Origin of the sequence: Pedobacter ginsengisoli, assembly GCF_002736205.1 — a bacterium.
GTDB lineage: Bacteria > Bacteroidota > Bacteroidia > Sphingobacteriales > Sphingobacteriaceae > Pedobacter > Pedobacter ginsengisoli_A.
Map to the genome: position 1 here is coordinate 3,136,066 of NZ_CP024091.1, position 15,111 is coordinate 3,151,176.

Annotated in this window: 13 protein-coding genes; 6 read left to right on the forward strand and 7 right to left on the reverse strand. The window is 38.1% G+C overall.

The window, feature by feature from the left end; translation table 11 throughout:
* Window positions 1-153: 153 nt before the first annotated feature.
* The 3 genes from CPT03_RS12955 to CPT03_RS12965 are packed head-to-tail and all read left to right on the forward strand — an operon-like array spanning window position 154 to window position 3,963.
* Window positions 154-2,595, forward strand: coding sequence for a penicillin acylase family protein (locus CPT03_RS12955; RefSeq protein WP_317044292.1), 2,442 nt, complete (start codon window positions 154-156; stop codon window positions 2,593-2,595).
* Between the two features lie 4 nt (window positions 2,596-2,599).
* The gene (locus tag CPT03_RS12960; RefSeq protein WP_099439247.1) at window positions 2,600-2,950 is read left to right on the forward strand and encodes a hypothetical protein; all 351 of its coding nucleotides are present in this window, start codon (window positions 2,600-2,602) and stop codon (window positions 2,948-2,950) included.
* Between the two features lie 29 nt (window positions 2,951-2,979).
* Window positions 2,980-3,963, forward strand: coding sequence for an acyl transferase (locus tag CPT03_RS12965; RefSeq protein WP_099439248.1), 984 nt, complete (start codon window positions 2,980-2,982; stop codon window positions 3,961-3,963).
* On the opposite strand, the gene CPT03_RS12970 is transcribed toward CPT03_RS12965, so the two are convergent.
* The 3 genes from CPT03_RS12970 to tyrS form a co-directional block, all read right to left on the reverse strand.
* Entirely contained in the window at window positions 3,960-4,412 is a 453-nt protein-coding gene (locus CPT03_RS12970; protein WP_099439249.1) for an RES family NAD+ phosphorylase, read from the reverse strand. The two genes, CPT03_RS12965 and CPT03_RS12970, sit on opposite strands and share 4 nt — an antisense overlap.
* Window positions 4,412-4,891, reverse strand: a complete 480-nt coding sequence (locus CPT03_RS12975; protein WP_099439250.1) for an antitoxin Xre/MbcA/ParS toxin-binding domain-containing protein — start codon at window positions 4,889-4,891, stop codon at window positions 4,412-4,414. Before CPT03_RS12975 ends, CPT03_RS12970 begins: the two co-directional genes overlap by 1 nt.
* A 98-nt stretch (window positions 4,892-4,989) precedes the next feature.
* Entirely contained in the window at window positions 4,990-6,276 is a 1,287-nt protein-coding gene (tyrS, locus tag CPT03_RS12980) for a tyrosine--tRNA ligase (RefSeq protein ID WP_099439251.1), read from the reverse strand.
* Window positions 6,277-6,380: 104 nt separating this feature from the next.
* On the opposite strand from tyrS, the gene CPT03_RS12985 reads away from it, so the two are divergent.
* The 3 genes from CPT03_RS12985 to dapA all read left to right on the forward strand — a co-directional run bounded on the left by CPT03_RS12985 (window position 6,381) and on the right by dapA (window position 10,034).
* Entirely contained in the window at window positions 6,381-7,067 is a 687-nt protein-coding gene (locus CPT03_RS12985) for a hypothetical protein (protein ID WP_099439252.1), read from the forward strand.
* Window positions 7,068-7,129: 62 nt separating this feature from the next.
* Window positions 7,130-9,142 (forward strand): NAD-dependent DNA ligase LigA, encoded by a 2,013-nt coding sequence (ligA, locus tag CPT03_RS12990; protein WP_099439253.1) that lies wholly within the window; start codon window positions 7,130-7,132, stop codon window positions 9,140-9,142.
* Window positions 9,143-9,152: 10 nt separating this feature from the next.
* Entirely contained in the window at window positions 9,153-10,034 is an 882-nt protein-coding gene (gene dapA, locus CPT03_RS12995) for a 4-hydroxy-tetrahydrodipicolinate synthase (protein ID WP_099439254.1), read from the forward strand.
* Between the two features lie 85 nt (window positions 10,035-10,119).
* Here dapA and CPT03_RS13000 read toward each other — a convergent pair whose 3' ends face one another.
* The 4 genes from CPT03_RS13000 to ftsA form a co-directional block, all read right to left on the reverse strand.
* Entirely contained in the window at window positions 10,120-10,296 is a 177-nt protein-coding gene (locus CPT03_RS13000; RefSeq protein ID WP_048904203.1) for a hypothetical protein, read from the reverse strand.
* 259 nt (window positions 10,297-10,555) lie between these two features.
* Window positions 10,556-11,797: an aminotransferase class I/II-fold pyridoxal phosphate-dependent enzyme gene (locus CPT03_RS13005; protein ID WP_099439255.1), complete on the reverse strand. Its 1,242-nt coding sequence runs from the start codon at window positions 11,795-11,797 to the stop codon at window positions 10,556-10,558.
* A gap of 158 nt (window positions 11,798-11,955) precedes the next feature.
* Complete coding sequence (ftsZ, locus tag CPT03_RS13010; RefSeq protein WP_099439256.1) at window positions 11,956-13,590, reverse strand: cell division protein FtsZ; 1,635 nt, start codon at window positions 13,588-13,590, stop codon at window positions 11,956-11,958.
* Between the two features lie 129 nt (window positions 13,591-13,719).
* Complete coding sequence (gene ftsA, locus CPT03_RS13015) at window positions 13,720-15,078, reverse strand: cell division protein FtsA (protein ID WP_048904200.1); 1,359 nt, start codon at window positions 15,076-15,078, stop codon at window positions 13,720-13,722.
* Between the last annotated feature and the right edge of the window lie 33 nt (window positions 15,079-15,111).

The window sequence follows — 15,111 nt, forward strand, 5'->3', positions numbered from 1 at the left end:
CAAATCTAATTTCAATGAATATTTCATCATCAAAATCTCATTTTCATTGCAATTGATTTAACTTTTATGTTAAATTGCAAAGTCAATTTAAATTCCGGAAGAAGTAAAAACCAAATACTTCATTCATGTTTTAGATGTGCCTTTAACTGAGCTATGATGAATAAAATAAAAGCCCTCATTTGCATTGTTATACCAATACTGCTAACATATGCTCTCAATACAAAATTCGGCGATACCCCACCTCTTCTCAGATTCCTGAACCCTTTTACAGGTTTTTGGCAAAATGCAGAAAACACCAGGGTGGCTGCCAACAAAAAACTGGTTTTAAAGGGTACCCTTCAAAATGTTGACATCGCGTTCGACGACAGGATGATTCCACATATTTTTGCCCAGAATGATCATGATGTTTACTTTGCCCAGGGTTATGTAACAGCAATGCATCGCTTATGGCAAATGGACTTTCAAACTCGTTTTGCCGCCGGGCGCATATCTGAAGTTGTAGGTAAAAAGGCAATAGAACTTGATAAGTATCAACGCCGGATGGGTATGGTTTATGGTGCAGAGAAATCGTTGGAAGGTATGATGGCCGACCCCAAATCAAAAGAAATGATACTTGCATACACTGCCGGTATTAACGCCTATATACATTCTTTATCTCAGGCAAAACTACCCGTTGAGTACAAACTACTGGATTTCAGACCAGAAGACTGGACCCCATTAAAATGTGCCCTACTGCTAAAACAGATGTCGGCGGTATTGGCTATGGGATCTGACGAGTTCTACATGACCAACATCAGAAAGAAATTTGGAACTGATGTGGTTAAAGATTTATTTCCTGACTACCCTTTTAAAGAAGACCCAATTATCCCTGTAGGCACCAAATGGGACTTTAATCCTCTTCCGATACCTACACCTCCTGCTGATGTAGCAGAAGAAATGCTAACAGGAAACATACAAACCAAGCAAAAAGAAGAGGGAATTGGAAGTAATAACTGGGCTATATCAGGTGCAAAAACAAAATCCGGCTATCCCATTTTAGCAAACGACCCTCATCTTGATTTAACCCTCCCTTCTATCTGGTATCAAATTCAGCTTCATGCGCCAGGATTGAACAGTTACGGTGTATCATTACCCGGAGCTCCAGGCATAATTATTGGCTTTAACCAGAACATTGCATGGGGAGTAACCAATGTAGCTGCCGATGTTTTAGATTTTTATCAGATCAAATTTAAAGACAATACGCACAAAAGTTATTGGTACAATAATGAGTGGAAAAACACTACTACCCGCCTTGAAAAGATTATAATTAGGGGTAGCAAAACTGAGATAGATACGGTTTATTATACGCATCAAGGCCCCGTTGTTTATCTGCAAAAGCCAGAAAAATTCTCTAAAGCTCAAAATATTCCTGTCGGCAATGCCCTTAGGTGGATTGCTCACGATAAATCCAATGAGCTTAAAACTTTCTATTTATTAAACCGTGGCAAAAACTATAACGATTACCGCAAGGCATTAACCTATTATACGGCTCCGGCCCAAAACTTTGTATTCGCATCTGCAGATAATGATATCGCCATTACTGCAAATGGCAAATTCCCACTAAAATGGAAAGATCAGGGTAAATTTATTCTGGACGGTTCCGATCCTAAAAATGATTGGCAGGGATGGATTCCTGCTTCACAGAACCCTACGGTTAAAAACCCTCCACGAGATTTTGTTAGCTCTGCTAATCAATCCTCAACCGATCAAACTTATCCTTATTACATTAATTGGGAATTTAGTCCGTATGAACGGGCAAAGCGCATAAATGACCGGTTATCGGTTATGACCAATGCTACTGCTGACAGTATCAGAACGATGCAAACTGACACTTACAGTATTCATGCTCAAAATATATTACCTGCCATTTTACCTTTGGTAGACGGCAGCAAACTCAACGCGACACAAAAAGAAGGGTTCTCTTTAGTGTCTGCCTGGAATAAACACTATAATGCAAAAGAAGTTGCAGCAAGTATCTTTGACCTATGGACAAAGCGTATTCAATATAACATCTGGGAGGATGAGTTTAATGTGGATGGTGTGCCAATGCGCTATCCTTCGAGAGACAGAACTGTGCAGCTGATTTTAACACAACCGGATGCTAAGTGGATCGACAATGTTAATACTCCCCAGAAAGAAACTTTAAGTGACCTCGTAAATGAAGCATTTAAGTATTCGTGCGATAGCCTGGAACGTAAGTACGGTCCTATTGGCGAGAGATGGCAATGGGCTAACTTTAAACATAGCAATGTTCCGCACCTTGCAAAGGTACCTGGCTTCGGATCTAAAACCTTAATGATTGGCGGCGGAAAAATGACCATTGATGCATTAAGCGAAAGCAACGGCCCATCATGGCGAATGGTGATTGAATTGGGAAAAACGCCTAAAGGACATGGTGTTTTTCCAGGTGGACAATCGGGCAATCCCGGAAGTAAATTTTATGACAATATGATTGATACCTGGGCCAATGGAGAGCTATATGACCTTTTCTTTATGCAATCTGTCGATGATCCATCCGCCAAAATAATTTCTAAATTAAAAATATCCAAAAAATAGCATCATGGTATTTATTGTAATTTTAATAGCTTCTTACTTGCTTCAAATGGTTTTACCATGGTGGATAGTTGTGGTAATTTCTTTTGCTACCTGTGGTTTAATTGGTAAAACCGGAAAAATATCTTTATGGTCGCCATTTTTTGCCATTCTATTGTTATGGACAGGTATGGCTTTATTTAAAAGCTTACCCAACAACAATATTCTTGCATTAAGGGTTGCTGGTATGCTTGGGGTAAATTCATGGATACTGGTACTGGCATTGAGCGCTTTGCTGGGTGCATTTATTGCGGGGGTGAGTGGCTTTTGTGGCTATCATTTCAGAAAAGCTATTCTAACTAAGAAAACCAATGCTTAATTAAAACTTTGTTGTGTATTTTTGCGCACGTGAAAGATTTAATCAGTCAAATTTTCTCTATTGAAACCAAAGAACAGTTTGAAAAGGCAGCGCTGAAGGTATTTAAACATCAGGCTAAGAATTGTTCTGTGTATTGCAAATACATCTCTCATTTAAGGATTAAGCCTGAAGAAATATCTTCATCAGATCATATTCCTTACCTGCCTATCAGCTTTTTTAAAAGCCACAATGTGTTAAGTTCAACTGAAGAAACTGAGATTACATTTAGTAGTTCAGGCACAACGGGCATGTCACAAAGCCGACATCTGGTTACCGATGTTAAAGTCTATGAGCAAAGCTTTAATAGTGCTTTTGAACAGTTTTATGGTGACCCAGAGCAAACCTGTTTTCTTGCATTATTGCCTTCTTACCTGGAACGCGATGGATCATCTTTAATTTATATGGTTGATGCCTTGTTAAAACAGAGCAAGCATAAAGATAGTGGCTACTTTTTACATAATCATGATGACCTTTTTAAAAAGCTAAAAGAGTTACAGGCCTCTGGCCAAAAAACAATTCTTATTGGCGTTACTTATGCCCTGCTTGATTTTGTTGAACAGCACAAAATAACTTTCCCAGAACTGGTTGTTATGGAAACTGGTGGCATGAAAGGAAAAAGGAAAGAAATGGTTAGAGAAGAATTGCATGAAATACTACAGAATGGCTTTGGTGTCAATGCCATTCATAGTGAATATGGCATGACCGAACTTTTATCGCAAGCATACTCTTACGGAAATGGAATATTTAACTGTCCGCCCTGGATGAAGATTAACCTGCGCGACACCAATGACCCACTAAGTCTTATAGCAAACAACAAGACAGGAGGAATTAATGTTATTGATCTTGCTAACGTGAATTCCTGTTCTTTTATAGCAACTCAGGATCTGGGCCGTGTATTTGAAGATGGGTCTTTTGAGGTTTTAGGTCGTTTTGACAATGCTGATATCAGAGGATGTAACCTATTAATAGGCTAGTGTAATCTTTTATCAAATAAAAAGGGCTTCACTTCTATAATCTTAACTTTATTGGCAAGAGGATGGTTCACATTCAAAATGTAATTATACTCATCTTCTACAATTGCCGAAGGAACTCTTAGCAGTAATGCTTTATTTGCCTTAGCAAAAGCATCACCCCTCTTTCTTAAGGAAGATGGAGATGGGTAGCTGTTCCAGTCATTGGGTAACAGTTGTTTTTCTACCTCTTCAATACTATTATCTGGAACATCAAAAACAGCAATACAAAAACTTTCAGGATCCTGTATATTAGTTAAGTGTGCAAGTACCTCTAAAGCTGCCAATGCCCTATTGCTTGCCATATACAAAACCGAAATACCAACACTGTTCCAGCGTCCACCAAATAATTTGGCACCCATCCCGCTCATGTCCGTAGCCTTTTTACAAAGCGAAATTCTATAAAGCTGCATTAACTAAAAACCCCGTACTCTATACGGCCTAGTGTTTGAAGAATCAGTTCAAAACCTATAGAGGTATCCAGCAAATTCAATGGGGGTTCTCCGTTTAAAGTATAATTGGGTGTTTTCATCCAATCATTAAAATTATCTATAGTACCAAATACTTCTGTACCACGCTCGTATAATCTGGCCAATTCAATGGCCTTTTCAGCATGTTCAGTTTTAATTAGTGTTGCCGGAGTATAACGCTGCAGTGTCCGCTCAGAAATATGCATAATCCCTGCAATTTCCTGTATAGTAAGCGAAATCTGTTTTGCCAGGCTTACCAGTGCTTTTTTTGAAACACCTTTACGGGCAAGTTTTAACAAATCAAAATCTGTTGAAACAGCATAGCTACCTCCAAGCAAACCAACAAACGATCCTGAATTTAAGTTGCCATATGCTACTGCTGGTTCAGCAAGTTCGGTACGCGTTTCTGTTTTCTTTTTCATATCTACCAGACATTATACACGAATATAATACAATTTGTCCGAAATTAAAAGAATCCACAACATTTCCTTACCTAAACTTTTCCATCAGAAAAGCTAAATTAGCCTGCAATCAACAGGTAATAATTTTTCTTTCCTTTTTGAACAATAATAAACTGATCATTCAATAGGTTTTGAACATTAAAAATACCTTGCGGGTCACTAATCTTTTCTTTATTTACAGATACGCCACCACCCTGAATTAGTTTTTTAGCTTCTCCTTTAGAGGCAAAAACACTCGATTTCTCGGCAAGTAAAGTAGCTGCATCAATACCTTGCTCAAGCTCTTCTTTTGATATGCTGAATTGAGGAATACCTTCAAATATCTCTAAAACCTGTGCTTTATTTAATGTTTTAAAGAATTCCAAAGAACCATTACCAAATAAAAACTCAGAAGTTTTTATTGCTGTTTCCAATGCTTCAGCCGAATGGGTTCTAATAGTTATATCTCCTGCCAATGCTTTTTGAAGAACACGCAAATGCGGAGCAGTGTCATGTTCAGCTTCAAGGCTTTCTATTTCTTCCTTTGATTTAAGTGTAAAAATCCTGATCCATTTTTTGGTATCATCATCAGACGCATTAAGCCAAAACTGGTAGAATTTATAAGGCGACGTTTTTGCCGGATCTAACCAAACTGCACCACTTTCAGTTTTACCGAACTTAGTGCCATCAGCTTTTTTGATCAGATTAGTTGTAACCGCAAAAGCAGTACCTCCATCCTTTCTTCTGATGAGTTCTGTTCCGGTAACAATGTTACCCCATTGATCAGAACCTCCCATTTGCACCAGGCAATTGTGGTGTTTCCACAAGTAATAAAAGTCATAACCCTGAATCAATTGGTAGCAAAATTCTGTAAAAGAAAGTCCTGAATCGCCTTCCAGTCTTCTTTTAACACTATCTTTTGCCATCATATAGTTTACAGTAATGTGTTTACCCACATCTCTGATAAAAGTAAACAGGTTCATATCCTTAAACCAGTCATTATTGTTTACCATCACTGCCCCATTGCCAGCCTCTTCAAATTTCAAAAATTTAGAAAGTTGTTTTTTCATGCCGGCAAGGTTATGCTCTACCATAGCCTCAGTCTGAAGATTTCTTTCGTCAGATTTACCAGAAGGATCACCTACCATGCCTGTAGCTCCACCTACTAATGCATATGGCTTATGACCTGCACGTTGAAAATGAATAAGCGTCATGATCTGGGTTAAATGTCCTACATGCAGTGAATCGGCAGTAGGGTCAAAACCTATATAACCAGAGGTCATTCCTTCATTCAATTTTTCTTCGGTACCCGGCATGATGTCCTGCAACATACCTCTCCAGCGTAGCTCTTCAACGAAATTGGTCATTCTTATATCCTTTTGCCGCAAATATAGGAAAACCTATGTTATCCTTTTAATTGAATACGCTCCAAAAACCGTTAAACTGAACAAAATTAGCTACTTTTAGGGCAATGAACTTTTTGTCGCATTTTTATTTTGAAAGAGACAATCATGATCCAAACATGGTTATTGGAGTGGTTTTACCAGATTTCGTAAAGAACGCACAGAAAGACAGCAACTTATATCCGCTAAAAGAAAAACACCTTTTTGAATCTGTTGCAAATGAAAATTCTATTCTTAAAGGCTGGGGTCGACATATTGCAGTTGACGCAGTTTTCCACTCATCAGAGTTTTTCAAATCCAACACCACTTCCTTAAAGCAAATCATTTTACCGGTATTAGAAAATAGTCCTGTTAAGCCCTTCTTTCTTGCCCATATTGGTCTTGAGCTGGTGCTTGATCATTTACTAACCATTCACGGTACGGTAAATATCAATACTTTTTATGAGCAGCTAAGCGGGGCAGATACAAAAGCATTAGATTCCTTTCTGAAAAAAAGTGGCGTAGCTGATACCACTATATTCTTTAAATTTCTGAACAGTTTTATTTCAAGTAGATATCTTTTTAGCTATCAAAAAATCGAAAACATATCCTACGCCTTAAACCGGATTTGTATGCGCCTATGGGATAGTCCTTTTACGGAGCCACAACTTGTCTTATTAACAGAGAAACTATCTATTTTCAAGACAAACCTGGAGGAGAACTATATGTCTATCTTTAACAACATTGAACTCCATCTAAATTCAGGCAATCATTAACATCAAAAATATTTCATCTAAATCTCAATTAGCTGCTGTTGCTAATTTGTATCTTCGCTTTCATGTCACTATTTGATATAAAAGATAAAATGGATGCGCTGGTTAAGGAGCTTAATCAACACAGTTACAATTATTATGTATTGGCAATGCCCACCATTGCAGATTATGAGTTCGACAAAAAACTTGAGGAACTAAGTAAACTGGAAAAAGAACATCCGGAATTTGCAGACGCCGACTCTCCTACCCTAAAAGTTGGAGGCGAAATAACCAAAACATTTACGACTGTAAAACACAGATGGCCAATGCTCTCATTAGGAAACACCTATAATGAGCAGGATCTTCGTGATTTTGATGAGCGGGTAAGAAAAACTATAGGCGAGAGTTTTGAATATGTTTGCGAACTCAAATTTGATGGACTTTCCATCAGCCTGACTTATGAGGATACCAGGCTTGTAAGAGCCGTTACCCGCGGAGATGGCACCAAAGGTGACGATGTAACCACCAATGTAAAAACAATAAACAACATCCCCCATAAATTAAAAAATGAGGAAGTGCCCCCTCTGTTTGAGATCAGGGGTGAAATTTTTATGCACCGTGCAGCCTTTGAACGCTTAAATAAAGAGCGAGAAGAGCTTGGGGAAATCCAATATGCTAACCCGAGGAATTTTGCCGCAGGGACAGTGAAAATGCAAGACTCGAAAGAAGTGGCCAGGCGCCCTCTTGATTGCTTTCTATATTCATTAAATACCGACAAGAATTATTTTAAAACTCACTGGGAAAGCTTACAGACTTTAAAAAGTTGGGGATTTAATGTGAGCGGCAATTCAAAACTGGCTGGTAGTATAGATGAGGTATTGGTGTTTATTAAACAATGGGAAACTGAACGTTTCAAATTATCTTATGACATTGATGGTATTGTAATTAAAGTGAACAGCTATGCACAGCAACAGGAACTGGGCTTTACTGCTAAATCTCCTCGCTGGGCCATTTCCTTTAAATTCAAAGCGGAAGAAGTAGAGACCATATTGGAAAAGGTAACTTACCAGGTTGGTCGCACTGGTGCTGTTACTCCTGTAGCGAATTTAAAACCGGTGCAACTTGCCGGTACTACTGTAAAGAGGGCCACCCTGCACAATGCAAATGAGATTGAAAGATTGGATTTGTATGAGGGAGATAGTGTGTTCGTAGAAAAAGGCGGAGAGATAATCCCCAAAATAATTAACGTAAACATGGATAAACGTAAAGCCGGGGCACTTAAAATTATTTACCCCACAGTTTGTCCTGAATGTCAATCGGAACTGATCAGGAAAGAAGGTGAAGTGGCATTTTACTGCCCTAATGATGAAGCTTGTCCCCCGCAAATTGTAGGCAAGATTCAACATTTCATAGGTAGGAAAGCTATGAATATTGATGGTCTTGGAGACGAAACCATTGAAACATTTTATCAGAAAGGGCTGGTTAAACACATCAGCGACCTGTATACTCTTCACGAAAAGGCCGAAGAATTAAAAACTTTAGAGCGCTTTGGAGAACGTTCCATTGAAAATATGCTTAAAGGTATTGAGCAATCTAAGCAAATGCCTTTCGAAAAAGTCTTGTTCGGATTAGGCATCAGGTATGTAGGCGAAACTGTTGCCAAAAAATTAGCTTTCGGCACTAAAAATATTGACAAGCTATCAATCGCAAGCCTTGAAGAGCTAACAGCTATAGATGAAATTGGACAACGTATTGCAGAAAGTATCATTGAATATTTTGGAAATCCGGAACATTTACATCAAATTGGGCTTTTAAAATCCTACGGACTTCAATTTGAAGCTATAGAAAATGAAATTGCTTTACAAAGTGACAAGTTAACTGGAAAAACATTTGTAATTTCGGGCGTTTTTGAGAACTATAGCAGAGAAGAACTAAAGGATCTTATAGAAAGCAATGGTGGGAAAATATTAAGTGGCATTTCGGCCAAACTTAATTATCTGCTTGCCGGCGATAATATGGGTCCGTCTAAACTGGATAAAGCGAAAAAATTAAATATACCACTGATTGCAGAGGGTGATTTATTAGAGATGTTGAAATAATAATTAAACAATGAACAAATTTCATGGAACAGGTGTAGCACTGGTTACACCATTTAATGCAGATGGGTCAGTAGATTTTGACGGGTTAAAAAACCTGATCAATTACCTGATCGAAGGAAAGGTAGAATACCTGGTATCATTGGGTACCACAGGAGAAGCATCAACACTCAATAAGGACGAAAAAAAGAAGATCTGGGAATTTACAGCAGAAATAAATAATGGACGTTTACCGCTTGTTGCAGGAATTGGCGGTAACGACACCAGAGCTATTGCACAAAATATAAAAGATTTTGAAGTTAGTGGTTACAGTGCCATTTTATCTGCAAGCCCGTACTACAATAAACCAACTCAGGAAGGTATTTACCAACACTACAAAGCACTTAGCGAGTCTAGCTCATTGCCAATTTTGTTATACAATGTACCTGGCCGCACAGGAAGCAATGTTAGCGCTCACACAACTTGCCGCCTTGCAACTGATTTAAATAACATTATTGGTATCAAAGAGGCATCAGGAAATTTTGATCAGTTTAACCAGATCATGAGAGATAAGCCAGCCGACTTTATGTTAATTTCTGGCGATGACCCTGTTGCAATGCCAATGATATCATTAGGTGCCGTTGGAGTGATATCTGTTATTGGAAATGCATTACCAAAGCAATTGTCTGACATGATTAGGTTATGTCTGGCCGGCGACTTTGCTAAAGCACTGCCATTGCACCTTAGTTTAATCGAATTTACCAGATTAATGTTTGTAGAGGGTAACCCTGCAGGTGCTAAAGCAGCATTAAAACACTTCGGCGTGTGCGATGATAACCTCAGACTTCCTTTGGTTAAGGTTTCTCAGGGTATCCGTGAAGCAATTATTGCAGAATCGAAAAAGATTACCGGGTAATTAATATACCCCACTCAATAAAAAAAGCGTCTTGAAATATATCAGGACGCTTTTTTTATTCATCAAAACAAAAAGTAAAGTGGTTCTAACCTTTATTTTTTGTCTCTTGAATTTCCAAACGAATAGTTTGAGCTAAGTTCTTAAGATCTTGCATACCTTTACGTACACGTGTACCTGCAGCACTGTTCGCCTTGTTGTAGAATTTGTCGGCATCAGCTTCTAAAGCTGCTACAAGCTCTTTTACTTCATTAAATTTTTTCATCGTTAATTTACTCCTTTTAGGTTTTTAAGGTTTTGATTAATACTCTATTACTAAAGTAAGATGTTTATTTTATAAAAAAAACTTTTGGATTAATAAAAAAGTGCCTAAAACCTTGTTTTTTTCCACATTCCATGGGGTTATGCACAATTAAATCTACTTTAAATTAAACCATAAGACTGAAAATCAAGCGATTACAAAATAACTTAACACAAAAAAGTCCCTCTAATATGCTTAGAGGGGCTTTTTACTAAAATGACTGTTATGCTATAGAGAATTGATTCTCTTTATAGTATCCGCTTTTCAATTTATCCGAAACTTCACTAAAGGCATCTAAGGTGCGCTGTACATCTTCCATTGTATGAACAGCAGTTGGTATCAACCTTAACTCAATTAGTCCCTTAGGAATAACAGGATACACTACAATTGAACAGAATATTCCGTAGTTCTCACGGAGGTCCATTGTAAGTGCCGTAGCTTCCAGCAGCTCACCTTTTAAGAACACAGGGGTAACCATTGTGTTTGTTACGCCTAAATCAAATCCACGGTCTCTAAGGCCTTTCTGTAATGTAGTAGCTACATTCCATAATTTCTCTCTAAGCTCAGGATTGTTCTTTAACAGCTCTAATCTTTTTAACAAACCAATAACCATAGGCATTGGTAATGCTTTGGCAAAAGTTTGAGAACGCATATTGTAACGGAAAAAATTAGTCATTTCTTCGGTAGAGGCTACAAATGCACCAATACCAGCCATAGATTTGGCAAAAGTACCGAAGTAAACATCTACCCCGTCAATACAGTTTTGCTCTTCGTGGGTACCTGCACCGGTAGGCCCCATAGTACCAAAACCATGAGCATCATCAATCAATAAGCGGAAGTTAAACTCCTTTTTAAGGTCAACAAGTTCTTTTAATTTCCCTTGTGCACCCGACATACCAAAAACACCTTCGGTAATTACCAATATACCACCACCACTTTGCTCAACAAGTTTAGTTGCTCTTTCAAGTTGCTTGCGTGCGCTCTCAATATCGTTATGCTTATACACAAAACGTTTACCCATATGCAAACGCAATCCGTCTATAATACATGCATGAGATTCAGCATCATAAACAATAACATCATTTCTATCCACAAGACTATCAATGATAGAAACCATTCCCTGATAACCATAGTTCAATAGAAAAGCGTCTGGTTTACCTACAAATGCCGCAAGTTGCTGCTCCAGTTGTTCGTGGTATTTTGAGTTACCCGACATCATACGGGCACCCATTGGATAAGCCATTCCAAAATCCGAAGCCCCTTTTAAATCAGCTTCTCTTACTTCAGGATGATTAGCTAAACCTAAGTAGTTATTTAAGCTCCATACCAGATGCTCTTTACCGCGAAAATTCATGTGAGGAGCGATATCCCCCTCTAATTTAGGAAATGAGAAATATCCATGTGACCATTTGTGATGTTGCCCGATAGGGCCCATATGCTTTGCTATCTTTTCAAAAATATCCAATGTTATATGTATTAAGTTTTTTTATATTTTTTGCAAATTTAAGGTTAATATGACTGATACGCAACATCAGCCTGTACCAAGGCTAATACACTATTATTATGCCAAAAAAGCCTTAACATATTTATTGCTAAGGCTTTCTATTTTTTTTATGTTAATCATTAATCAACATTATCATGAAGAAACGAGTTGTTAGGTCTGATTTCAGTTGATCCATCTTCATCATTACTTAACGTAAATCTGGAAACCTGAGATTCAGATGAATGCTGAACCTGCTGCAATTGCATTTGCTTACGTTTATAAGCCGGCTCATTCTCTAACTCCTGCAAACCATTGCTGGTTCTTAATTTCATGCTAAGATCTTTTAATCTTAAAATTCTTTCTTTCGATTTTTTAAGCTGATCTTCTATTGATTCATCGTTTTTATCGTCATCAGCTCCCACTTCAAGAATCTCTTCCTTATGAGCTTCAACATCATTATTGAATACTGATGCAGGAGTTTCAAATACGAAATCCGTTTCAGCGAGTTTAATTTCAAACTCAAAACCTGCAGACTCCTGTTGAGTTTCCTGAACCGGTTCTTCTTCAATTAAAGTATGTCTTACAACTGTATTTTCAGGTTCATCAACTTTTCTGGTTTTATTGATATTAAATAAATCACCGAAAAGATCAGATTGCTTTATCTCTTCTTTAGCTTTCATTACCGGTTCCTGGGCAGGAACATCAGCTTTAGGCTGTATAAAAGAGTTAACAGGCTCTACCGGACGCACCATAGGTGCCTCTTCAGGAGTTAACAAAGAGATTTTTTTAACGTTCTTTTTGTCTTCTTCGCGCTGTTCTTTAGTTTGGAAACCGGTAGCAATAATGGTTACAGACAATCTTTCACCAAGATTCTCATCAATACAGTTACCCCAGATCAAATCTGCAGAAAGACCAGCCTTCTCCTGAATATAATCAGTTATAATGGTAACCTCATCCATTGTTACTTCCTGTGTACCAGAACTAATGTTCAATAAAATATATCTGGCACCTTCAATCTCATTATCTTTCAATAATGGGGAAGCTAAAGCACCTTCAACAGCATTTAAAGCTCTGTTTTCACCTTCGCAGGCAAAACTACCCATTATAGATACGCCGCTATCTTTCATAACGGTACGCACATCTTTAAAATCCACGTTGATATATCCTGGCACCGTTATAATCTCGGCAATTCCTTTAGCTGCAGTTGTTAAAATATCATCTGCCTGAGCAAATGCTGAACCTAAAGTAAGGTTACCGAATATTTCACGTAATCTATCGTTAGAAATAACCAGGTAAGAATCTACATATTTTTTCAGTTCATCCAATCCATCGTTAGCCTGCATTTTACGTCTTTTACCTTCAAAGGCAAAAGGTGTAGTAATAATGGCTACCGTTAAAATATCTAATTCTTTTGCAGCTTTAGCGATAATAGGACTGGCACCCGTTCCGGTACCACCACCCATTCCTGCCGTGATGAACAACATTTTTGTAGTGCTGCCCAACATCTGCTTAATATCGTCAATATTCTCTATCGCCGAATTTTTCCCAACTTCCGGAATAGAACCCGCACCCATACCTTCAGTTAAACTTGCACCAAGCTGAACTTTGTTAGGGATCGGACTAAACTCCAGTGCCTGAGCATCAGTATTACAAATGATAAAGTCAACACCTGTAATTCCAGAACGGTACATATGGTTTACCGCATTACCTCCACCGCCACCAACACCAATTACTTTGATGATTGACGACTTATCTTTTAACATTTCAAACTGCATATCTTTATGAATCAGTTATTTAAAAATTCGTTTTTCCTGTTCATCTCTCTATGTAATATTAACACTTTTTTAACAGGCGTTTTCCACAACTGTTAAGAATGTGGAAAAATCGCGTTTTGTTGAAAAATATTACGGTTTTATATAATCTTCGTCACTTACATTCATGTCGTCTTTGATAAAATCCTTTGTTTTTGCAAGGAGTTTATCAAACAATCCACCACCAGAACGCTTCACTTTCTCTTTATCTTTTGGTCGTTCTACAAATACTCCCGGCTGCTTCATTTCTTCAAGTAACTCCTCAGCTTTTTGTATCCCTTTAATTAATAAACCAACACTGGTTGCATACATTGGGCTTTTCAAATCATCATAGATGGTTTTAGGCATGTCTTCATATTTTGACAAATGCTCATTCGGATATCCAACACGGCAATCTAATCCGGTTACATATTCTACCAACTGCGACAAGTGTTTCAATAAAGCACCACCACCGGTAATTACAACTCCACCGATTAGTTTTTTCTCATAACCTGAAGATTTAATTTCATAGTAAACATGCTCAATAATTTCCTCCATACGGGCCTGGATTACATAAGCAAGATTTTTCACTGAAATCTCTTTAGGTTCTCTTCCTCTCAATCCCGGAACACAAATAATCTCATTCTCTTTATTTTCTTCTGCCAATGCCGAACCAAAACGGGTTTTCAGCAACTCAGCCTGATTTCTCATCACAGAACATCCTTCTCTGATATCTTCAGTTACACTGTTGCCACCAAAAGGAATAACTGCTGTATGGCGGATAATTCCCTCATGGAAAATAGCGATATCGGTAGTACCACCACCTATATCAACCAAAGCCACACCTGCCTCTTTCTCTTCATCGCTCAACACCGATTCCGAAGAAGCTAATGGCTCCAGTATTAATTCCTGAGTTTGCAACCCTGCATTGGTTACGCATCTCATTATATTTTTTACCGCAGTTACCTGACCAGAAATGATGTGGAAGTTTGCTTCCAAACGCACTCCTGCCATTCCAATAGGATCTTTAATACCTGGCTCATTGTCGATAGTAAACTCTTGAGGCAATACATGAATGATTTCTTCTCCTGGGGGCATAACCAGTTTGAACATATCATCAATTAATTTGTCAATGTCTTTCTTTCCTATCTCATTATTCAGCTCTCTTCTGGTCAAAATACCTCGGTGTTGTAAACTTTTGATATGCTGGCCAGCAATACCTACATTAACAACGCGGATTTCGACGTTCGATTGTCCACTTGCAAGTTCTACCGCCTGAGCTATCCCCTGAACTGTTTTCTGGATATTGGATACCACACCACGTGTTACCCCTGCGGATTCTGCTTTTCCTATACCTAATACTTCTATTTTTCCGTGTTGTGTTCTGCGACCAACGATCACACAGATCTTAGTAGTACCAATATCCAATCCTACTACAATTGGAGACTGAGTGGTTAATTTTTCTTTGCCCATAACTATATTGATTTGTTGAGTTTTTTATTCTTG